The sequence below is a fragment of the Leeuwenhoekiella polynyae genome (assembly GCF_004104075.1).
In the GTDB taxonomy this organism is placed as follows: domain Bacteria; phylum Bacteroidota; class Bacteroidia; order Flavobacteriales; family Flavobacteriaceae; genus Leeuwenhoekiella; species Leeuwenhoekiella polynyae.
In genome coordinates this window covers 18,610-40,454 of the sequence record NZ_QOVK01000032.1, presented here as the reverse complement: position 1 = coordinate 40,454, position 21,845 = coordinate 18,610, and the positions used below count along the sequence as shown (strand labels likewise).

The 21,845-nt window shown below is 39.5% G+C and carries 20 protein-coding genes; 4 read left to right on the top strand and 16 right to left on the bottom strand.

The window, feature by feature from the left end; all coding sequences use genetic code 11:
- Nucleotides 1–877: 877 nt before the first annotated feature.
- Nucleotides 878–1,813 (bottom strand): hypothetical protein, encoded by a 936-nt coding sequence (locus DSM02_RS19465; protein ID WP_128767150.1) that lies wholly within the window; start codon nucleotides 1,811–1,813, stop codon nucleotides 878–880.
- A gap of 342 nt (nucleotides 1,814–2,155) precedes the next feature.
- Between DSM02_RS19465 and DSM02_RS19460 the strand changes: the two genes are divergently transcribed.
- Nucleotides 2,156–2,719, top strand: a complete 564-nt coding sequence (locus tag DSM02_RS19460) for a DUF4494 domain-containing protein (RefSeq protein WP_128767149.1) — start codon at nucleotides 2,156–2,158, stop codon at nucleotides 2,717–2,719.
- A gap of 167 nt (nucleotides 2,720–2,886) precedes the next feature.
- Nucleotides 2,887–3,522 carry a thiamine phosphate synthase gene (locus DSM02_RS19455; RefSeq protein WP_128767148.1) on the top strand — a complete coding sequence of 212 codons (636 nt, stop codon included), beginning with the start codon at nucleotides 2,887–2,889 and terminating at the stop codon, nucleotides 3,520–3,522.
- 128 nt (nucleotides 3,523–3,650) lie between these two features.
- On the opposite strand, the gene DSM02_RS19450 is transcribed toward DSM02_RS19455, so the two are convergent.
- The 12 genes from DSM02_RS19450 to DSM02_RS19395 form a co-directional block, all read right to left on the bottom strand.
- Nucleotides 3,651–3,863: a hypothetical protein gene (locus tag DSM02_RS19450; RefSeq protein WP_128767147.1), complete on the bottom strand. Its 213-nt coding sequence runs from the start codon at nucleotides 3,861–3,863 to the stop codon at nucleotides 3,651–3,653.
- Between the two features lies 1 nt (nucleotide 3,864).
- Nucleotides 3,865–5,127 carry a S8 family peptidase gene (locus DSM02_RS19445; protein WP_128767146.1) on the bottom strand — a complete coding sequence of 421 codons (1,263 nt, stop codon included), beginning with the start codon at nucleotides 5,125–5,127 and terminating at the stop codon, nucleotides 3,865–3,867.
- A gap of 2 nt (nucleotides 5,128–5,129) precedes the next feature.
- Complete coding sequence (locus DSM02_RS19440; protein ID WP_128767145.1) at nucleotides 5,130–5,711, bottom strand: hypothetical protein; 582 nt, start codon at nucleotides 5,709–5,711, stop codon at nucleotides 5,130–5,132.
- A 2-nt stretch (nucleotides 5,712–5,713) separates the two neighbouring features.
- Complete coding sequence (locus tag DSM02_RS19435; RefSeq protein ID WP_128767144.1) at nucleotides 5,714–6,412, bottom strand: hypothetical protein; 699 nt, start codon at nucleotides 6,410–6,412, stop codon at nucleotides 5,714–5,716.
- A 3-nt stretch (nucleotides 6,413–6,415) separates the two neighbouring features.
- Nucleotides 6,416–7,246 (bottom strand): DUF2589 domain-containing protein, encoded by an 831-nt coding sequence (locus DSM02_RS19430; protein ID WP_128767143.1) that lies wholly within the window; start codon nucleotides 7,244–7,246, stop codon nucleotides 6,416–6,418.
- Between the two features lie 808 nt (nucleotides 7,247–8,054).
- On the bottom strand, nucleotides 8,055–8,654 hold the full coding sequence (locus DSM02_RS19425) for a DUF6642 family protein (RefSeq protein ID WP_128767153.1): 600 nt from the start codon (nucleotides 8,652–8,654) through the stop codon (nucleotides 8,055–8,057).
- Nucleotides 8,655–9,137: 483 nt separating this feature from the next.
- Nucleotides 9,138–9,818: a type 1 glutamine amidotransferase domain-containing protein gene (locus DSM02_RS19420; protein ID WP_128767142.1), complete on the bottom strand. Its 681-nt coding sequence runs from the start codon at nucleotides 9,816–9,818 to the stop codon at nucleotides 9,138–9,140.
- Nucleotides 9,819–10,066: 248 nt separating this feature from the next.
- Nucleotides 10,067–10,540 carry a ferritin-like domain-containing protein gene (locus DSM02_RS19415; RefSeq protein WP_128767141.1) on the bottom strand — a complete coding sequence of 158 codons (474 nt, stop codon included), beginning with the start codon at nucleotides 10,538–10,540 and terminating at the stop codon, nucleotides 10,067–10,069.
- A gap of 272 nt (nucleotides 10,541–10,812) precedes the next feature.
- Nucleotides 10,813–11,634 (bottom strand): hypothetical protein, encoded by an 822-nt coding sequence (locus tag DSM02_RS19410; RefSeq protein WP_128767140.1) that lies wholly within the window; start codon nucleotides 11,632–11,634, stop codon nucleotides 10,813–10,815.
- A 20-nt stretch (nucleotides 11,635–11,654) separates the two neighbouring features.
- Nucleotides 11,655–12,668: a zinc-binding alcohol dehydrogenase family protein gene (locus DSM02_RS19405; protein WP_128767139.1), complete on the bottom strand. Its 1,014-nt coding sequence runs from the start codon at nucleotides 12,666–12,668 to the stop codon at nucleotides 11,655–11,657.
- A gap of 217 nt (nucleotides 12,669–12,885) precedes the next feature.
- Nucleotides 12,886–15,279 carry a TonB-dependent receptor gene (locus DSM02_RS19400; RefSeq protein ID WP_128767138.1) on the bottom strand — a complete coding sequence of 798 codons (2,394 nt, stop codon included), beginning with the start codon at nucleotides 15,277–15,279 and terminating at the stop codon, nucleotides 12,886–12,888.
- Nucleotides 15,280–15,328: 49 nt separating this feature from the next.
- Nucleotides 15,329–16,219 carry a DUF6607 family protein gene (locus DSM02_RS19395; protein WP_128767137.1) on the bottom strand — a complete coding sequence of 297 codons (891 nt, stop codon included), beginning with the start codon at nucleotides 16,217–16,219 and terminating at the stop codon, nucleotides 15,329–15,331.
- Nucleotides 16,220–16,316: 97 nt separating this feature from the next.
- Between DSM02_RS19395 and DSM02_RS19390 the strand changes: the two genes are divergently transcribed.
- The gene (locus DSM02_RS19390; RefSeq protein ID WP_128767136.1) at nucleotides 16,317–18,401 is read left to right on the top strand and encodes a TonB-dependent receptor plug domain-containing protein; all 2,085 of its coding nucleotides are present in this window, start codon (nucleotides 16,317–16,319) and stop codon (nucleotides 18,399–18,401) included.
- Nucleotides 18,402–18,408: 7 nt separating this feature from the next.
- Complete coding sequence (locus tag DSM02_RS19385; RefSeq protein ID WP_240674113.1) at nucleotides 18,409–19,041, top strand: HmuY family protein; 633 nt, start codon at nucleotides 18,409–18,411, stop codon at nucleotides 19,039–19,041.
- Between the two features lie 152 nt (nucleotides 19,042–19,193).
- On the opposite strand, the gene DSM02_RS19380 is transcribed toward DSM02_RS19385, so the two are convergent.
- The 3 genes from DSM02_RS19380 to DSM02_RS19370 are packed head-to-tail and all read right to left on the bottom strand — an operon-like array spanning nucleotide 19,194 to nucleotide 21,527.
- Nucleotides 19,194–19,715 carry a peptide-methionine (S)-S-oxide reductase gene (locus DSM02_RS19380; RefSeq protein ID WP_128767135.1) on the bottom strand — a complete coding sequence of 174 codons (522 nt, stop codon included), beginning with the start codon at nucleotides 19,713–19,715 and terminating at the stop codon, nucleotides 19,194–19,196.
- Nucleotides 19,708–19,965, bottom strand: a complete 258-nt coding sequence (locus DSM02_RS19375; protein WP_128767134.1) for a peptide methionine sulfoxide reductase — start codon at nucleotides 19,963–19,965, stop codon at nucleotides 19,708–19,710. The genes DSM02_RS19380 and DSM02_RS19375 overlap by 8 nt, the downstream gene beginning before the upstream one ends.
- Nucleotides 19,965–21,527 carry a protein adenylyltransferase SelO gene (locus tag DSM02_RS19370; protein ID WP_128767133.1) on the bottom strand — a complete coding sequence of 521 codons (1,563 nt, stop codon included), beginning with the start codon at nucleotides 21,525–21,527 and terminating at the stop codon, nucleotides 19,965–19,967. Before DSM02_RS19370 ends, DSM02_RS19375 begins: the two co-directional genes overlap by 1 nt.
- Nucleotides 21,528–21,845: the final 318 nt, after the last annotated feature.

Sequence of the window (21,845 nt, the reverse complement as noted above, 5' to 3'; positions counted from 1 at the left end):
TACATCCTTGAAAACTACGCAAATCCTTTATCGTGCGGATAGCAAACCGCTGCGCTAAGCTATCCTCCACTGCCCCGCGCTGCAGGCTTCGCTTGTTTTACTACGGATCTAAAAAGTAGGCCGGTGCTGACGTTTGAATAAACTTGAACTTCTAGTTGTGTTCTTGTTCTTTTGCCTTGATGCCAAAGAACCAAAAGATCAAGGCTGCAGTATACTTTGGAAACTATCACGGCTCACTCGCTATATTCTGGAAAGGAGGCTTACCCCTTAAAATGCTTTGAATAAGTTTTAATAATTTATGTAACCAATAAGCCTTACTACTTCTACTCCAGAATATAAACGCTCCTTTCACCTATAGTTTTAACCAAAGTCTACTGAGGCCGTTTGCACTTAAATTCATGTTTTATTTTTCTTTAGACAGGACTAAATTCAATAGACACCTTACAGGAATTATGTTATATGAACTCTTATTATTGAAGGAATTATGATCTTTTGGTATAGCATAACACGGCAATGCGAGGTGTAATTCCTTAAAAATCGTGATGGCAGGTACCAACACGCGATGCAATCGCGCGGAAACGGGGACATGTTTTGGATAACTTGAATTTCTAGTTGTGTTCTTGTTCTTTTGCCTTGATGCCAAAGAACCAACATATCTCCCGGCAGGCAGGAAAATCAAGGCTTACAGGAACTTCTCTAAACTTTTTGTTCGCTTCGCTGCATGCGCTTGACTCGGCGGCTGGCCTCAGACAGAACCGCCTGCTACGCTACGTTCTCTGCAAATTTTATGAGAACCTCCTGATAGGCCGGTACTGGGGTTTGAATAGGTGTTCTTTAGCGCTCTTTTTCTTCAGTATACCCAAAGACTAAACGTACATTAAGGTAGTGCTACTCTAACCCCGTTTTTCCAATAGCAGGCTTTATAGGAAGCTTGATCCCTACCTGTGGATCCACACACATAGATATCAGATCCGTCTATAAAAATTCCGGTTGCCTGAGCATCGTCTTCCAGCTCCATCAATTCTTCATTTTTCCAGTAGCAAGCTGTGTTTCCTGTACTGTTACTATCCGTTTTATTATAGTACCCAACGGCATAGACATCCCCGGCATTTACGGTGATCTGATTGACTTCTCCAAACAAACTTCCTAATTGTATCAATTTGGTGTTTTTCCAGTACATGGGGTATGGCATTTTTCCGCCTACATAAAAATTGTCTTCATCAACAAACACACAACTTACTCCTCTAAAGAAAACATCTTGAGAAACGGGTAATTCTATTGCTTCTGTACTACCGTCCCAGAAGAATGGTACATCCGGACGAAAACCTGGTCCGGCCTCCGTAACGGCTTCTTCGCTAAAGTGTCCACAGAAATAAGCTTGCTGGTTATAGAAATGAATGGCTGACAGAATACCAGGATTAGGAAGTGTTGTGGTCACTGCTCTCCTGTTTTTAAAATAGTCCATGGTACCTGCTGTTGTAAACGCTCCCTGATAGAAACTGTATAGCTCTGCGTCTTCACTTGATGTTTTGCTTACAAAGGTTTTCCGAAATGCGTCGTCCACATCGCCCCGGTAGACGGAACCTGTTTCTAAAGCAGCGCTAAAAGCGGTTGAATCTACCGGAGTACTATCGATCCAATAGGTTGTTTTCCGATTGTTTGAAAATTCAACACCACTCACCAGAACGTTCCCGTCATGGATGAAGATTGAATTGGCAAATGAACCTTTTAGTTCAGGAATTGTGTCCTCATCATCAGTTGAACAGGATATAGCAACGCCAATCCATACCAGAATAAAGATTTTTTTGATCATAATCGTTTGGGTTTTATCGGATAATCGAGATTTAAATGCTCCGAGGCTTGTCTCGTACTAAACATGATGTATTAGTTAGTTAACTGCTTCTCGGGCCTGCCTTTGTCGGCAGACAGGCTTGACCCCGAAGTCGGTTACTATTCAGATGGGGATTTGGGGTTTTGGTTGCGTCATCCACAAAAGAACTTGTGCACAACCCCAACAAGCACAAGTATTAGTTTTTAAAACCTTCACGTTAAAACGGTTACGCTTTACAATTGATATTTGTGAATATCTATCTCCTTTTAAGTCTTGCTGAGCCTTTGTGATATCCTATTTTTGGCGTCCTAAAAATTTGAAATTATGAGTGTAACCTGGTACGAATGCAAAGTAAAATATGCCAAATTTGATGAAGCTTCCGGCCTTAGAAAACTGAAAACCGAGCCGTTTCTGGTAGATGCGGTTTCGTATACGGAGGCAGAAAAACGTATTACTGAGGAGATGCAGCCTTTTCTAAATGAAGGTGAAGGGATGTTGATCACGAATATCAAGGTGGCCAATTTTGCCGAAGTGCATCCTTTTGAAAACGCAGATCGCTGGTTTAAGGCTAAAGTTTCATTAATTGCATTTGATGAGCAAAGCGGAAAAGAGCGTAAAACCAATGAATACCTTTTGGTACAGGCAAATAATGTTAAAGAAGCCTTTGAAAATACCGTATACGCGATGAAAGACACGATGGGTGAATACAGTATTCCCGCTGTTGCTGAGTCCCCTATCGTTGATGTGTTCCCGTATTTTACCGGAGAAGAAGAAAATTCTGAACGTGCAGAAGAATTTATACGCTTAAAAGATTCGGTACCGGTTTCTGCTACTGAAAATGAAGAACTGGCGATGGAAGATTCTTTAGTTGCTGAAGAGGAAGAATAAATAATTCTTAGACACGTTTTGATCTCTCTGAAGATAAACGCTACTTACAGCACAACGTCTAAATAATGCTTTGTGCTGTTTTTATTTACACCACCTAGATTTAGTAATAATTTAAACGTGCTGCCGATTTACAGCAGTATATTTACAAATCTTAAAAAGATTTGCTGATGATTATCCCTAAACTCCATTATGTTTCTCAAGGAAATACCCCTGAAGAGCACTTGGAAAATATACAAAAAGCCTGCACTTCGGGTATTGAACTGGTTCGGTTGAATCTCAATGGATATTCTGATAAAGAGGTTCGTAAAACAGCTGAGGAAGTTCATAAACTAACAGCACACTATCAAACCCGATTAATCCTCAATGATAATTATAAACTCGCACGAGATTTAAAAGCAGACGGTGTACATATTAGCGATCCCAATACAGATTTCATTAAGGTTCGTAATCATTTATACACGTGGCAAATGCTGGGTGGCACTGCATTTAATTTAGAACAATGTGAAACCTTGCTGACCAAAGAAGTAGATTATATAAATCTGGAATCGTTTAAAGCTGAAGTAAATACTGTACAGCATGCATTAGGTCTAAATGGCTATATGTTAATTACCGCAGCCTTAAAAACCGAAACTCCAATTCTTGGTTTTGGTGGGATCACTACTGCAGATGTTACCCAATTGCTAACAACAGGAATTTCCGGAATCAGCATTTCTGATGCGATTACTTCAGATTTCAATTCTATACGTACGTTTAATAAACTTTTAAATGCATCGGTAACTGAAGAGCAGCGTCATACCTTCTAATAAAGATCAATCTATTTGAATGCATGTATTTGTCGCGTTACTCGATAATCGAGATTTACATGCTACAGGTCATGACTCGAAGTAAACTAATGCTCATATGATACCTTGTGAGCTTGCCCCAAGGTGGTTTACGATTCGGTAGCGGGTCCCATAGGTAAATCTTGCTCTAGATTTTTTATATATCTCAAATTGTTACTATCTAATTCTTTTGAACTTTCAATCTTAAGCATCCCCAGATAAGAGTAATTTTTAAGAATTTTTATTTCCTTCTCTTTGAAGTATTCCTTGAGTTGGTTGTCTACTTTAACATGGTGCTCTAAAATGGCTAAATAAATATACATCTCATATAGCTTGAACAATTCCCTGACCAATATCTCGGTATAACTGATTATCCAGTTTCTTAGCTCCTTTTTCCAGTTTTAACCATATTTCTTCTGCTGATGCATTAGGAAATGCTTCCCAATACAATGCTGCGATTCCTGATACAAAGGGTGTTGCCATACTTGTACCATTCATTTTTCGATATATCTTACCCAATTTGCTGTTTGCAGAATAAGAGCTGTAAATACCGGTACCAGGAGCCGAAATATCTACCCGTCCTCCGTTACTTGCATTTAATCCCCCGTTAGAAAAGCTCGCTACCCGTAAAGCTTCGTCAAGAGCACCAATTCCCATTATAGATTCTGCATTTGCAGGGCTGCTCACCGGTTTAGGCAGCCCGGGGCGCTTGCTGTCATTGCCAGCAGCTGCTATAAGTAAGGTATTATTTGCCAAAGCACGCTGACCGATTTGCTCAAAAATAGGAGAAGGTTTTTCTCCTATAGAAACAGGAGATCCCAGGGACATAGATATAATTTTATGTTTTTTCTCAAGACTGTTATCAATAGCATCAAGGATTGCACTGGTAGAACCCATACCCCGATCACTTAAAACTTTACCTATTATGAGATTGGCTTCATAAGCCACGCCATATCTAATTTTTTCAGAAATCGAAAAATTACCTGCTGCAATACCGGCGCAGTGTGTGCCGTGACCGTGTGGATCTGTTTCCCAATTCTCTCCTGTAATAAAAGACTTTCCTTTTACAATTCGATCAACAAAATCAGGATGATCTTTATAAAACCCGGTGTCCAGGACACATAAATCTACGCCTTTACCGGTATATTTACTTTTTGCCAGACCAACTGCGTTAAGGCCCCATGCAAATGCGTTTTGATTGCTATTTTTATTAGCTTCAATACGTACTTCAAGTTCTTCAATACGTTGAGAAAAAGCTTTAAGATCCTCTTTCAATTCAGTTAGCATTTCTAACTCATTTACAGGTTTAAACGTGCGCTCTTCTTCCCAGTAGACAATAGGATTACTCAGCTTAGACTGTGCATTTTCAATTTTTGCAATTTCTAAATCCTCAACAATTGCAATGCCTAAATTTTTAAGATAGAGTCCGTTACCGGCATTCATAACATCCTGCGCGCGCACGGTGCTGCTGAGTTCTGCAGAAGAAGTGAACGTAACTCCCAGGTCACGTTGCGTATTTTTTATATCCTGTAGTTTATCTTCTTTTAACTGAATGATGTATTTTTTAGGTTTAGATTCTGTAGCCATAATCAGTTGGTTTTAAGTTTAGTTAAAGTTTGATCTAACAGGATATTAATATCCTGTTGCAGCACTTCTAGTTTTAATTTTTTATCAATAAGTTTTATTTGCTCATTTTGCTGAAATTGCTCCCAGAGTTTTGCACACTTATCAAGCGAATCTGTTTTTTTTATATGAGTATCTGTGATTAATTTAGACTGGTAAGCAGAGAGAATTACCTGATTTAAAGTTTCTTTTGCTTTTTCTATACTATCTATCAGAATTCTTAAAGCCTGGTCAAGATGCTCACCCAATTGCGATAGCACATAAAAACAGGCGATACGCAACATATCTCTTCTGTTTGTTTTGGTACGTTCCATTTTTACGGGGTCAATACCACCGGAAGCCATATCCAGATATATTTTTAAACGACTTATATTTTCTTCATTGCTACTCTCCCCTACTTGTTTAAAATAATCCTGTACATCAATCAAGAGTTGCATCATAGATTTTTCAAGACTGAATTCTTTTCTTATAAATTTTTCATTTTCAGCAATTAACCTGCTATTAAATAGCTCCAGTTGTTGTTTTTTAAAATGTAGAAATATCCGCATAGCTAAAAAATGATTTCTTCAATAGTTTTGCCCTCTGCGTTTGTGGCTTCGATAATTTGAATTCCTTCTTCTACCATTTCTACTTTTAGAGTAAGTAAAATCTTGTCTTTATCTGTTTCTTTAGAGGTATCAGGATCAAAAAAGATATTGTTAAGTTTAGCCGAAGTTGGCGTATACATCTTTTTTAAGCTGTCTTTAAGAATTGTAGAAATTTCATCTTTTTCTATGTCTTTATCAGTATCAGAGACGCTAACCCCTCTGATCTTTACAATATCCAGCACAGGTTTCTGAAAGTCAATTTTCACCAGTTTTTCATCTATTTTGCGTACAAACTTATCGTCTGGCTTTTCTAATTCATTTACAATTTTTTTAAAAGGTGCACTTTTTAAAGTCTCCTTTGAGATTGGCTGAATGGCCAAATTTTTCTCTTTGTTTACTTTAGAAATACGATTATTGACTTCTTTAAAATAGACATCCTCATCCATTTTAAACTCGTACTTCGTTTGTGAATCTAACTCGTTGATTTTGATTGGGATATCAAGCTTTACCGTGGGCATGATAAATCGCGGCGCTCTAAAGTATTTCAAATAGGGATCTTTAGCGTATTCTTTAGCCATTAGAATAGCTTGCTCATCAGCTTTTTTACGGGCAAGGACTATCTCTTCATTGAGATAGTCCATATAATCAGATAACTTTATCACAGCTTACTCAGATAAAATTCCTAATACTTTCTCTAACCCGCCGGGCATTTGATCATTAGTCGCAACAACCTTTACTCCCATTGTGTATTCTTTTTCAACTTTTACACCGGTACTTGAAGACCGCTTGTAAGAAGCCGATACTTTAAATTTAACCGGTCCCCAACCGCCACTAACCTGAGCGTCTAAACCAAATTCACTTTTTACATCTTTAGTGTAAACCGAATTCAATTTTACATTAAAGTCAACTTCGCAGGTCTCAATACGTAAACTGGGAATATTTAATACCGAAACAAACGGAACCTGTAAAGCGACAGCTTCTGTTATGGGTGTTCCGGGGTTATCAGGATCATCAACCTGTCTATTGTATGAGAAATCAACCATGCGTAAGTTTCCATCTTCATCAAATCCTACTTCTTTGATAAAACTCACTGTAGACATAGAAGCATTTGCTTGTGCTGTAACACAAGCATTTAATGGGCCACCTATAAGGTTTTCAAAATCTATACTTCCTAATTCTGCAGCAAAGTCAGCATCTGAAGCATCAGCTGCAACAAAGGAATCATCTTTACCTGCCAAGGCGAGGATCGTTTTGAAAGTTGCAGTTGAAGCTTTTGACAGATTGTTTTCCCAATCTGCATTGTAGTTTTCATTGAAAGAGCCCAAAATGGCAACAAGATCATCCTTATTTGTCTTCTGGAGTTCGTTTACTTGTAGTCCGGTGATTTTATCAAAGTCATCGCCTACAACTTGGCTGATACCGGTTAAAAGTTCTACCAGTTCTTTTTTTGTTTTTTTTGCGTGATCTTGTGCTAAAACCGCTTGTAATTTTTCCATCTTTTTGAATTAAATTGATTATTAATTCAAAGATTTAAACAAACACACTAATTTTAGTTATGTAAATAACTAATAATCAAAGGTATAAACCCCCTATTCAAAAAGAGGTATATCTCTTTTCGTAAGTATATTGGTGAATCTGCGATTTTTTCGATGAAAAAATGCCCCAACCCGTCTGTTCAGCCGAGCAGGAAAATCTAGGCTTACAGAATGTTCTCTAAATTTTTTGTTCGCTTCGCTAGATGCGCTTAACTCGGCCGCTGGCCTCAAACAGAATCGCCTGCTACGCTACGTTCAATGCAAATTTGACGATAACCTACTGATAGGAAGGTACTTACGTTTGAATAAACTTTAACTTCTATTCATATTCTTGTTCATTTTTTCCATCGATGAAAAAACGAACCAAAAAAATCTAGGCTTATTTTTACATCCTTGAAAACTACGCAAATCCTTTATCGTGCGGATAGCAAACCGCTGCGCTAAGCTATCCTCCACTGCCCCGCGCTGCAGGCTTCGCTTGTTTTACTACGGATCTAAAAAGTAGGCCGGTACTGTCGTTTTGATAAACTTGAACTTCTAGTTGTGTTCTTGTTCTTTTGCCTTGATGCCAAAGAACCAACCTACCTCCCGGCGGGCAGGAAATTCTAGGCTTACAGCAGCTTCTCTAAATTTTTTGTTCACTACGCTGCATGCGCTTAACTCGGCCGCTGGCCTCAAACAGAATCGCCTGCTACGCTACGTTCGCTGCAAATTTAACGAGAACTTTCTGGCAGGCCGGTACTGGCGTTATAAAAGACAATAAGAGCCCCTAATAATACATTCTAAAATCTAAGATTTTACAGGCCGTAAACTGTTTCTGATGTAATTGCTCTACCACATGAAACAGATCGTCGTCTTCATTAAACAGGTGAAAGAAGACTTTATCCAGATTGGAGCTGCTTAACCTGTCAACGGCATTTCCATAACCGGAAAGCGCTCTTGCATTCGTAATATCCAGAAAATACTGTGCTTCTTCCTCATCGAGATCCAGCACTTTAGCATTTGAAAAGTGAACGACTTTACCTCTTAACTTCCCTTCAAACAGTTCGGCTATTTCCTGAAGACTGTAGTAGTAATCATTTAAACAAATACTATTGGCTTCTCCGGTCATTACCAGGTATATAATTTCGTATTCTTTAAAGTAATGGTCGTCCATGATCAGGGTATTTAAGCTCGCTTCTAAGCCCTCAATGGTATCACAAGTTTGATAAATGCTTGCCACACCAAACTGAAGCGCCAGTTCTTCCAGACTTTTTTGAACTTCGGTAATTTGATGGGCATCTACATCGGGTACGCCTTCTAAACAATAAATGAATTTATCAGGTTCTAAATCATGTTCCCGGGGTAATTGGTTTCGTTTTTCCAGCACTTTTAAAACTTTTTTTGGCACCGCCACAGGGTATAATACCCAGTCCCGAGCTATCGGGATGCCTTGAATTCAGGGTTTGTTGCTTTTGTGTACCTCAATGGACCTTACCTGAGGTAGTTACTTTTATGCTCGCAAAGTTAGAATTTAATGCAATTCTTTTTTCAGATACTTAAAACAGTTAGTATATCTTAAATTTTTAAAATTGTAGTTTTTACTCAGGCGCATATATTGTACGGGACTTCATGAATCTGCGATTTTTTCGATGAAAAAACGTCCCAACCCGTCTGGTCAGCCGGGCAGGAAAATCTAGGCTTACAGCAGCTTTTTAAATTTTAGGTTCCTGCCGGTGCTGTGGTTTTGATAAAAAATAGTGCTGACTTTAGAATCGATTCTGTACTCAAAAAAGCCTTAGTGGAATTCATTACTAAGGCTTTTAGTATCTACAGCTATCTTGTTTTTACAAGAATGCAAGAATGTGTGAAATTAGTTTAGTTTTTTGACCAAGAGTTCGGCAACAGCTTCTGAAGAGGCGGGATTCTGACCGGTTATCAGCAAACCATCTTCTACTGCGTAAGACGCCCAGGCTTCTTTTTTAGAATAGATTCCGCCGTTCTTTTTAAGCATATCTTCTACTAAGAAGGGTACAACCTCTGTAAGCTGAACCGCATCTTCTTCCTCATTGGTGAAGCCGGTAACTTTTTTTCCGTTTACTAAAGAAGTTCCATCCGCATCTTTAGTGTGCTTAAATACTGCTGGTGCATGACACACTGCAGCAACCGGTTTTCCATTTTTATAAAAATCTTCTATTAAAGCGATGGAATAGGTGTCTTCTGCAAGATCCCATAAAGGTCCGTGCCCCCCAGGATAGAATACTGCATCATAATCCTGTTGGTTGATGGTATCTAATTTTAGGGTCTTTGCTAAAGTTTCTTGTGTTTCTTTATCCTTTTTGAACCGTTCTGTAGCGGGGGTCTGCGCGTCAGGAGCATCACTTTTAGGATCAATAGGAGGTTGGCCACCTTGAGGAGAAGCTACTGTAATATCAAAGCCTTTATCTTTTAAAAAATAGTAAGGAGCTGCAAATTCTTCGATCCAAAAACCTGTTTTTTCTCCGGTTGTTCCTAAGTCTTCGTGACTGGTTAATACAATCAATATCTTTTTCATAGCATTATTTTTTAGATTTCTATAGGGTTAAAATTAGAAGTTCAGTACGTATTAAAAATTGATGTATGCTAAGAGACTGTGTTAAAACCGTTTTAATTAGCAGAAGGCTTAACCTGATATTGGATCCATTCAAGTTAATCTCAGTATACTACCTCAGAGTATCAAACCTTTTGGCGGTGCCAACAAAAACGCTAAAACTAAAAATGCCACCTTATCGGTAGCATTATCAGACTAACATTTAAAAAGTATTACGCTAAATCTTCAAGCGTTTTGATGTTGCTTAAGCTTTGCTCTACTTCTCGTTTTTGGCTGGTTATGATGTTAGTTATTTCTGGTCGGTACGGCTTTTTTTGCAATACTTCTTCATATTCTTCAACACTGGCTTTTTCTCCACGGATGCATTCTTCTAAAATGGATTCGTCTTTATCTGTACTGAAAGCTTGTTTGATATTCATCCAGGTTCTGTGTAAATCTCCAGCGGTACTCCCCTTTTCCTTAGGTTTTTCATCTAAACGGAGCAGTGCATCACTCAATTCTGTCGCAAAGCGGTCGCGTAATACAGCACGCTCTTTGAGGTAATTCTTTAAATGCACATTTTCAGCCTTTTTTAAAGCTTCTTTATAACCTGCTGACGCATCATAGGTTTTTTCTAAAAGTTCTTGTAAACTGGCTACAGTTTCATCGTGCGATTGCTGTTTGGCTTGTTCTCTCGTTGTTTCCATAGTTCTTTTTTAAATGTTTTATCGAGTTTAAAAAATGCGGCGTTTAACTTTCTTTAAATTCGGGACAAACTCTTCTTTAAACGAACGTTTATTTTTAACCCAGTCATAGGTATAATAAGCCATTTGGGCAACAGTTATAATCCGCAATAATTTTCTCATGATTTCTTGTTTCTACTAAGCTATAACTATCGCTCGTTATATTGTTTTTATTAATATAATTTAACTTCAAATCGTTAAATTAACTTAATACCCCGTGTAGGAGGGCATTCTAATTATTCTAAGTCTTCACAAGAAAAATGGAAATAGGGTGTTGAGCCTATTCTGAATTCAGGTTTGGGATAGTTCTCCGCTTTCAATTGAATATAAGAATCTGAATTATGTGCTTCTGACTTTGGAAATAAGAGATTTTCGGGGTCTAAACGTGTTGGAAACTGAATGGTATTTAAGTACTTTTTACAGTAATTTAAGTCTTCCTCTGAAAGTGTGAATAAGGGACGTTTGATACCCAGACTACTTTCTTGCTGAGTATTCGTGGTTAGAGAAAATTCTTTAACTTCAGTATAATCTGGTTTAAGGTTGATAATCAACAACTCATTAAAATTTTGATCGTTTGTAAATTCATACATTGGAGTTTCCGGAAGGTATGCTGAATTTTGCAGCAAATAGATTTTTTTCACTTCTTGGTCTAAATCAAGGATATACGGAGGCACAAAACAATTTGCTTCTTTATTAAATACCGGGGTCATCTCCCCTTCTAGCGTATTCCAAGCAACAAGGGTTTGGTTGGGTTCATTTATTTTAAAATGAATTTGAGTTCCTTTTAAACCTGCTACATAACGCCCATAACATATATAATGAGGCACTGCAGCAGTTTTAAAATTAATTTGGTCTCCCTCCTGCTGCCAAATACCCTTGAGCATACCTCCAAAAAAAGTAATGACGAACTGCTGGTCTGGAAACAGCATATAATTCGTTCCCCCTTCCGGGCTGTTTCCACGGTGGTGATAGACTCCTGCAGGAGTCTCTGCCGGTTTTTCTTGTGCATGAAGAAGAACCGAAAATAAAAAGACTATTAGTAAAATGTTACTTTTCAAGACATAGCTTTTAGACTCGATTAAAACACGATCACATTCTTCCCGATGCTGGTTCCACTTTCCTGAAGCTCGTGGGCTTTCTTGAGGTTTTCTACCGTAAAACCTTCAAAAGTGGTCGTCAGCGTGTGTTGCAAAGTACCCTTATCCAAGAGTTCGGCGGCCCGATTTAGAATATCGTGCTGACGCTGCATATCAGGCGTCTGGTGCATAGAACGGGTATACATCAATTCCCAGGAAAACGTAACACTTTTGTTTTTAAGCAAGTTTAAATTGAGTGGTTCACTACTTCCTGTGATCGAAACGATATGACCTTGAGGTTTAATTAGTTCGGATAGTTGTTGCCAGTATTGCTTTAAGTCTACAAAATCCATTATAAAGTCGATTTGCTCGTGACCGATTCCTTTCAGTTCCTCCTTTAAATGGTGGTGATTTACCACGTGATCTGCTCCCATCTTATTACACCAGTTTTGGGTTTCTTCTCTAGAAGCCGTGGCGATCACCGTAAGATCAGTTAACTTTTTGGCCAGTTGGATCGCGATGGAGCCTACCCCACCGGCACCATTAAGAATCAGCAGGCTTTTGCCTTTATCCGTCTGTTGATTGTATTTAATGCGGTCAAATATACTTTCCCAGGCCGTTAGCGTAGTCAATGGCATGGCAGCAGCTTCGGCCAGGCTCAGGTTTTTAGGCTTATGGCCCACGATACGCTCATCAACCAATTGATATTCGGCATTGCTCCCGGATCTGGTAAGATCGCCGGCATAAAATACCGCGTCTCCAGCTTTGAAGAGACTTACCTCCTCTCCTACTTCTTCAACGATACCCACGGCATCCCAACCAATGATTTTAGGAGTATCAAGCTCCTCATCTTTGGCAGCATTCTGTCTTATTTTATAATCGACCGGATTGACTGATATCGCCTGAATCTGAACCAAAAGATCCCGTCCTTCGGGTTTGGGTTTTTCAGTCTCAAAAGCGATAAAACTGTTGGGTTCGGTTATGGGAAGTGATTTTTTAAATCCTATTGCTTTCATCGTTTGTTTTTTTATAAAGTTAGCGGCTTTGACGGGAACAGCCTGAGCTTATTTCTTTAGAAAATCATAAGATTTTAGAGGTTGCGTAGTTCCTTTAATAATCTCGTGCGCTTATTGTCTCTCTATAAAAAAGAAGCGCGACAGTTCTGTCAGACTGCCGCGCTTCCGGAAAAACAAGCACATTTTTTAATAGTGTTCGTTCGTTACGTCAAGCCTATTAAAATAAGAATTTAACACTGGCAATGAAGTTTCTAGGCTTTTGAGGCGCCAAACGGTAAGACCAGTAGTGCTCATCGGTTAGGTTATTTGCTTTTAAGGCGTATATCATATGCTGCGTGGTGTACGATAGACTGGCGTCTAAAGTGGTGTATGCAGGAATCACCACCGCTGCGTCTTGAGTTTTGGTTTGATAGGAACTACTGCCGTGATTACCCCCAAAGCCAAGCGCAAAACCTTTTAATGAGCCCGAAAAAGCATACCGCATCCATGTATTTACAAGATGCTCAGGACCTGATTCTGCAGGACGCAAGCCCTTTACTGAAGCATCTGCCATAGTATATTTACTGTCATTATAGGCGTAACCTGCCATAATGTAGAAGTGTTTAAACGGATTCGCTGTTAGGTTTAGTTCTAAGCCTTTACTCGTTAAAGTTCCATCCTGAATGGAATAATCGCTATCGTCTGGATCCTCACGTACAATATCCCGTACCTGAATATCATAATAGCTCAAAGATCCCGTTAGCTTGTGATGGAATACATCAAATTTAAGTCCGCCCTCCCACTGGTTGGCCTGCTCGGGTTTAAAGCCAGCGTCATTCTTGTCGCTTCCGCTCTGGTTGCTGAACCCGTTCATATAATTTCCAAAAGCGGAAAGTCTATGGGGAAGTAACTGATACACCACACCCAGTTTTGGGGATAAGGCGGTCTGCTCATACCCCTCAGTTTGTTTACCCGAAATCAGATTATAAGTACCGGTATCTTTAAAATGATCAACTCTCAGGCTGAGCATGGCCAGAAAGCGATCGGTTAAGTTAATCACGTCTGAAGCGTAAGCACTATAGGTTTGCGTTTCTTGATTTCTAATAGTTTTGCTACCACCCACAGCTGCTGAATCAATATAGGAAGTATTGAACGTGTCATAATATGTGGTAAGGGGCTGGGTAAAGTCTACCGTACCGGTGTTTACTTGAGCTACATTGCGGTCTGCATAGTAGTTGTAATAATCCACACCGACCACCAGTCGGTTTTTAAGACTTCCCAGCTTGAAGTTTCCGATAAAATTTTGCTGTATATCTGTGGAGCGATAGCCGTAGGTACCGGTAGTAATGCTGGGTCTTAAGGTGGTTGCAGCGCGGCCTTTTAACTGGACCGTATACCCATCAAAAGACGAGGACGTACGGGCAATAGCCGTTTGAGAGATCCAGTTTTCTGAAAGTTTATAATCCAGTTTTAAAAAGAGGTTGAGTGATGTACCGGTATAGAAGACATTGTTATTGGCAAAAGAACGGTCGTATGGAATGTTGAGATCGGTTATATTCTGCGAAGTAATACCTGTAGTATAAGGACTGAACCGTATAGGTGATGTCCCTTTATCGTTGTTATATTCTACATCCAGATAGGCTTTCGCTCTATCTGAAATCTGATAAGAAAACGATGGCGCCAACGTAAAACTGTTTAAGAAACCGGCATCCTGAAAGCTGTTTTCCCGGTGCACAGCAGTATTGAGACGAAAAAGTAACGTTTTATCTGCATTTATAGGTGTATTTACATCAGCCGTAAGTCGGTTTAAATTGTAGCTTCCGCCGGAATAACTAATGTTTCCACCGAAACTGTCAAAAGGCTTTTTGGTAACCCGATTTAACAAGCCGCCATACGATACCACACTGCTTCCAAAGAGTGTTGCAGAAGGACCTTTGAGCATCTCAATACGCTCCAGATTTACGGGATCTATATAGGTCTGCGTAAAACTGGTGAGTCCGTTTCTGACTTTCGGTTGTGTGATAAATCCTCTGGAGCGGAATACAATTCGATTTTGATTAAACCGAATGGGTACTCCTGCTCCCGGTATATTTTTAAGGGTTTCATCCAGACTGGTCGCCAGTTGCTCGGCCATCAAGGTTTTAGAAACCGAAGCATATACCTGTGGATTTTCTAAATCTGTTAAAGGTAAACGAGCTACATAACTTGTTGGCGCCTTGATAAATGGAGTTGTCGCTCCTTTTATCAATACCTGATCCAGTTCCTGATCTTCAGGTAGCAATGCTAATTTTAAATCGGTACGATCACCCTCAGTTATGGTAACCGATGTATGCTGAGTTTTCATTCCTATATAACTAATTTCTATAGTAAATTCTCCAAGCGGTAGTCCTGTGAGGTTAAAATGACCTTGTGTGTCTGTTGTCGTACCTTTTGAAGTATTCAAGAGCTTGACACTCACTTGAGCAAGCGGTTGCCCATCTAGAGTTTTTACACTTCCGGAAAGGCTTCCGGTTTGTTGCTGGTAACTTATAGTCGCGGCTCTTTTAAACGTATTTATCGTCGCAAAACTTGTTACGGGCAACGTTAAACAGGCAAGCAATACAGCAAAGGGGTGGTATGCAATTAATTTCATTTATGAAAATTTAGGGAGGCGAAAGGCTTTTTTGATCTTCAAGCGTTTCTTATTCTACAAATTGTGTGAGTATGGCTTTGATTTCTTCTGATCCGGCTTCGGGCTTTAACTCAAATAAATACTCATACAATCGCTTATCAGCTACTTTGCTTTTAAGCTTAATTTGGTCCTTACTTGCTAAAAGCACCTCCCATGCTGCACGTACTTTTTTCCATACGTCTTGATTTTCTACCCACCACTTTTGAGCAACAGCACAACGGGAATCCGGTACACGCTTATAACTATTGTATCCTTTTTCTTCAGCAATGTTAGTTGTTGATCCATCATTATCTTCAGCTATCTTTTTATTATCCTGCTCGTGTAACCAACCATAATCAGTAAGTTGTACCTGATTGTTACGCAGCATAATATTATAATCGTGACGCTTGGTATATTCACGGCGAGGTAAGGGTGCCGGAGTGCTATTTTGCCATTCATCTCTACCATCAACGTGAACCCAAGTCGCAGAACCTGAATACCGCGGACTGTCATCTACCTGATATACTTTTTGCGTCCATTGCCCCTTAACCTCTTTTTTATCCAGATCTTCAAGAGTCCATGATTTATCTGCCTGGTAGGTAAACAAACGGGTATTTTCAAATTCCCAATCCTGACGCCAATGTTTAATCACCATCGTGTCTTGTACGATTAGTAAATGTTGAATAGCGAGTTTGTCTTTTTCGTCTTCAATTAAAGTCGCCCATTCTAATGCTGTTGCATAATAATCATCGTGTTTTTTATAACCCTCCTGATCAGAAAAGGTTTCAGCGTATTTGAATTCAATCTCAAAACACCCGCACATATCCTTAATTGTCTCCTGATCCTTTCGTTTAGTAGATTGAGCAAAGGTTACGCCTGCAGTAAGTAGTGTTAATGTTACAGTTAGTACTCTGTTTTTCATGTTAATAGGTTTTAAATCAAATAAGTTTTTAAACTTATGCATTAAACTTATTTAGAATAAATAAAAATAAATATATTTGCTGCAAATGTAATCAAGAATGATTCTAAACAAATACTTTTTAGGAATTTATTTTACAGTATGTTCTATTCTCCATTCATTTAGTCAGGAAACCAAACCTTTGACAGGGATAGATTCTTCTGAAGTCTTAAATGAAGTCTTGATTACGGCAACCCGAACAAAGAGCCAATTATCATCACTTCCCCTACCCGCTCAAATAATCAATAAAGAAACCATACAGCAATCAGGTTCTATGCGTTTAGGTGATATTCTCGCTGAACAAACCGGCTTGATAACCGTACCTGATTTTGGAGGTGGTGAAGGTTTGCAAATGCAGGGTTTAGACTCTCAATATATACTGGTTTTGGTTGATGGTGTTCCTCTTGTGGGACGCTCTGCCGGTACACTTGATCTCAATCGCATTTCGGTGGGGAATATTCAAAAAATAGAACTAGTAAAAGGAGCTTCTTCCAGTTTATACGGTAGTGATGCGCTAGGTGGAGTGGTGAATATAATCACTGAAACCCCAAAACAAGACTGGCACGGAACCCTCAATTATAGAGCAGGAACCTTAAACACACACGATCTAAGCTTCAATACCACATACGGCAACGACAAATTAAAACTGAGTTTGTTTGGGAACCGGTATAGTTCGTCTGGGTATGATCTTACTCCGCAAAATGCATTACAAACTGTAGAGCCCTTTTCTAATTATACAGCACAGGCTAAACTAGCTTACTCCTTCTCTACCGCCACATCGGCATCGTTGTCTACACGATATTATAGGCAAAGTCAAGAGTATAAAGCCTCAGAAAGTTTACAAGGGGAAAGTAGTATAGAAGAATGGAATACTCATTTAAAACTGAATCATCAGTTCAATTCAGCCTGGAGCAGTTCGTTAGAGCTCTACGCAACCCAATATCAAACAGATGAGTATTTGAACGACGAAGCGGATGCTTCCTTAAATAGTAACGGATTTTACGATCAGCGTTTGTTACGTCCTGAATTGCGGGTACGTTATCAACCCAATACGCAAGCAGCATTTATAGCAGGAACCGGATATAATCACGAGACTTTAGACCGTACTGATTTTAGTGAAAATCCTACCTTCAATTCAGCGTATATGTATCTTCAATATGATGCGACATATTTTGAAAAATTGAATGTGATTGCTGGTGGAAGGCTGGATACCCATAATGTGTATACGACACAATTCAGCCCTAAAGTTGCCTTACGTTATCCCATTAGTAATTCTATAGCTATCAAAACTTCAGGAGGGCGGGGTTTTAAAGCTCCAGCTTTTCGTCAACTGTATTTTGATTTTACCAATGCTACAGTAGGATATACCGTATTAGGGCATCAAGCTGTGCCCACGGCTCTGGCTGCTATGCAAGAGCGTGGCGAAATTGCAACTATACTTGTCCCCGTTTCTACATTTGATAACGAATTGAAACCTGAATCCTCAATAAATTTAAATCTGGGTGTTGATTACTCCTTTTCTAAGCGACTCACTTTTAGCCTAAATGTGTTTAGAAATTCACTTACCAACCTGATTGACACCCGGATTATTGCTACTAAAACCAATGGTCAAAGTGTATTTAGTTACACCAACATCAACGAATCTTATACACAGGGACTGGAATTCAATTTCACTGCCAATGCTATTAAAAATCTAACTATATCCGGCGGCTATCAATTGCTATATGCTAAAGACAAAGAAGCTGAAGCAGCTTTTAACGCGGGAAAAATTTATGCACGTGCAGCAGCGAATGGATCATCATTCGCTTTGAAAAAGTCAGATTATTTTGGATTGTACAACAGATCCAGACATTCAGCAAACCTGAAGCTGTTTTATAACATTCCACAATATCGTATGAATGCCAATTTACGCGCAACCTATCGCAGTAAATATGGGATTTCTGATACTAACGGAAATGGCTATCTGGATAACTATGATGATTTCGTTTCTGGTTACGGAATACTGGATTTTGCTTTGACTAAAAATCTAGGCAAGCATTTGCAATTGGGTGTTGGCATAGACAATGTACTTGATTTTACTGATGCTGAAAACATCACCAACTTACCCGGAAGACTATATTTTGGAAAATTAAACTATCAATTATAATTAAATCATGATGAACATTTTTAAATCTTTAACCGCCTTAAGTCTAGTGCTTGCACTTGGCTCTTGTAGCTCTGATGATGACAATTCAGCACCCTTAATAGCGTTAGAATCTGAAACCGTAACTAATTTATATGCACCACAGATAGGAGGACGTGGAGAACCTATTTCTGGAGACTTTGTAAAATTTGATTTTGAAACCGGTAGTGAGACTACTAGTGAAACCGATTGGGATGTTGCTTTTAGAGGCTCTACCCTAATTGTAAATGGAGGTAGCACAACCGGAACAACAGATGAGCCTGAGCGCACAGCTGATGCAGCGGTTTATTTAACTCAGGGAAGCTTAGCTAGCGTTACAGAAGTAAATATTTCGCTATTTAAACAAGATACCGCAGAAGGCCCTGCAATTGCTACTGGAAGTGGCAACGGCTGGTACAATTATACCGGAGAACCTGATCATTTAATTGTGCCAATACCAGGAACTATACTTGTGTTTAGAACTTCTGAAGGCAAGTATGCTAAACTGGATATTCTGAGTTATTATGAAAATGCTCCTGAAAAACCGAACGCTTCTTTTGATGATACCCCCTATTATACTTTTAACTATGTATATCAACCTAATGAAGGTGTAATAACTTTCTAAGAGGTTAAACGCTTGGGAGGAGTCCCAAATCCTGTACGTTCAGGAATATTAATTGTTATCTGAAACACCCCATATTCTCGAATGCGGGGTGTTTTTTTGTAATGTCGTTTGTTAGATTTAATAATTAAAACAGGGTTCTACAGTCTTTAATCTTAACCCCTTTTTACATATAAGAGGTCTTTATTGGTAAAATATTCAGAGAATTGCTTTTTTAGGAGTGATAGTTTTGGATTTATATAAATCTCACAAAAAGGTTTCTCTGGATTGCAGTAGTAATAATTCAGTAAAGAATCCCGGGAAGCTTTAAAAGATGAAAATGGAAGAATTTGAGTAATCAATGGTTTTTCAAAATCCTGTTGAAGCTTCTTTAAAATAAATTGTGACTCGCGTTCCTGAGCTTCTGAATAGGTATAAATGGCAGAACGGTATTTGGTTCTGAAACTGTGCGCCGAAGTACTCTTATGCGTGTGCAGGTGAATTTCGATAAGCATTGTAAGCGTAATTACTTCTGGATTGAAGTGTACGATAACTGCTTCAGAAAACTCGGTATTTTCACCTGTTGATGTCACATAGCCCTGCTCTACCTGTTTCACTCCTTTTAAAGATTGAAACACGGCTTCGGTACACCAATGACAGCCGCCACCTAAAGCAATTTTTTGCAAGCGCTTACCCATTGATCGGTTTAAAATTTTCAAGAAAATCAATCACTTTTTCCCAGGGCATTTCACAGGGTTTGAGTAAGTCTTTGCTTTCGGTTCTGTAGAAATTAAGGCTGATGAAATCAGTTCCGCCCAATTCTTCCGCATAGATTTTTAAGCTTTTGCCATTATTAAAATCGGTACGCGTGATGCCGTATTTTCGGTCGTTATACATTCCTTCCGAATAACCTGAGGGAATGCGGCTGATGTAGCGTCTGAGGTTCATTACGAACTGCAGGAAAGCATGGAACAACCCACTTTATCCCGTGCCCATTCCGGTCGTTTGGCAAACCAGTTCTGGTATTCCGGTTGGTCTTCATAGGGTTTTTTAAGCATTTGGTACAAGGTGTCGATCAATGAATAATCCCCTTCATCAGCAGCATCTATAGCCAACTGTGCCATATAATTGCGCAATACATACTTGGGGTTAACCCGATTCATCGCTATCCGTCGCTCCTCATCAGAACGGGATTCTTGTTGTAAACGTTTCGCATACGCGGAAAACCAATCGGTCCATTGACTTTTAACTTCTTCAGTTAACTCATTGGGAGCATAAAAGGCTTCTTCAATGAGCTCAAATCCATCTACCGAAGTATCCTTTTTAAAATCACCCCATTTTCGGAAGAAAATCGTCATATCGGTTTCAGTGAGTTGCAGACAATTTTCCAAATCTGCAATCAACTGAAAATCTTCCTCTTCCGGATTGGTAATTCCCAGTTTATCAGCCATCATTTCCAGAGATTTGATGGCATACTCTTTTTTATAGCTATCGAGGATTTCCTCGAAGCCTTCAGATTCCTCAACCAGTGGATATAAAGCATTTGCCAACTGGTATAAATTCCATAACCCAATATTGGGTTGATTGCCGTAACGGTAGCGTTTGTGCTGTCGGTCTGTGGTGTTGGGCGTCCAGCCCCACTCAAAACCTTCTAACCAGCCGTAAGGTCCGTAATCAATGGTAAGCCCCAGAATGCTCATATTGTCAGTATTCATGACGCCATGAACAAAACCCACCCGCTGCCAGTGAATGATCATCGTAAGGGTACGTTGAGTTACTTCTTCAAAAAACTTCAAATATGTCTCCTTTGATGGCGTACCCAAATGACTAAAATGTGTTTCAATGGTATAGTCTACCAGTTGCTGCAACCTGTGTACATCGTTACGGGCGGTAAAAATCTGATAATTCCCAAAACGCAAAAAAGATTCGGCCACACGCGAAACCACTGCCCCTTTTTCATACGCCGGATTGCCGTCATACATCACATCTCGCAAAACGTGATCACCGGTTAGCGCCAAAGAAAGGGCTCGGGTGGTGGGAATTCCCAGATGATGCATTGCTTCACTCATTAAATATTCCCTAATAGAAGAACGCAAAACCGCAAGTCCGTCTGCCGAACGAGAATACGGAGTCTCCCCTGCTCCTTTAAGCTGCACTGCCCAATCTTGATTTTTTCCTTCGGCTTCAAATAAGTTGATTGCACGCCCGTCACCCAATTGTCCTGCCCAGTTGCCAAATTGATGTCCGCCATACACCATCGCATAGGGTTTGGTTTCCGGTAAAATCGTGTTTCCGGTCATCAGATTTAAAAAGTTATCTGACGGGGTTTCTGCCTGATCAAGACCTAGTTCTGTTGCCATCTCATCAGAAACATGCAGGAGTTGTGGTTTATTTGTTTCTTTGGGTGTGACATAGGAATAAAACCCCTGAGTAACCTGCCGTCTGGAATTTTCAGGGTTGGGATCTGCAGGAAGATTTTTAGAAAAGCGGTTATTGATTTTAAAAGGCATACAAGGCATTTTATACAAAGCTACAGGTTTTTAATCTTTGTCGGGAGCTGTTGGCCTTCCTGTCTGAAAAAAAATCATGCCACAGCAGTAATAGTGTTTTTTCAATTTTAAGATCGTATCAACAATAACTCCCTGTTTTGGCACTATACGCAAACTCATTGGAATCGCCGGCAGAACCATCAGAATCCGTTTGGGAGTATTCTGCATCTCAAACTAAATCAGCCATTCTTCTCTGGGCTTGTTGTCTTCTGTTGTTCCCTCAATACTATAGGAAGTAATTACAGCATTGGTTAAGGTATAGATTAAGTAGGGTCTGCA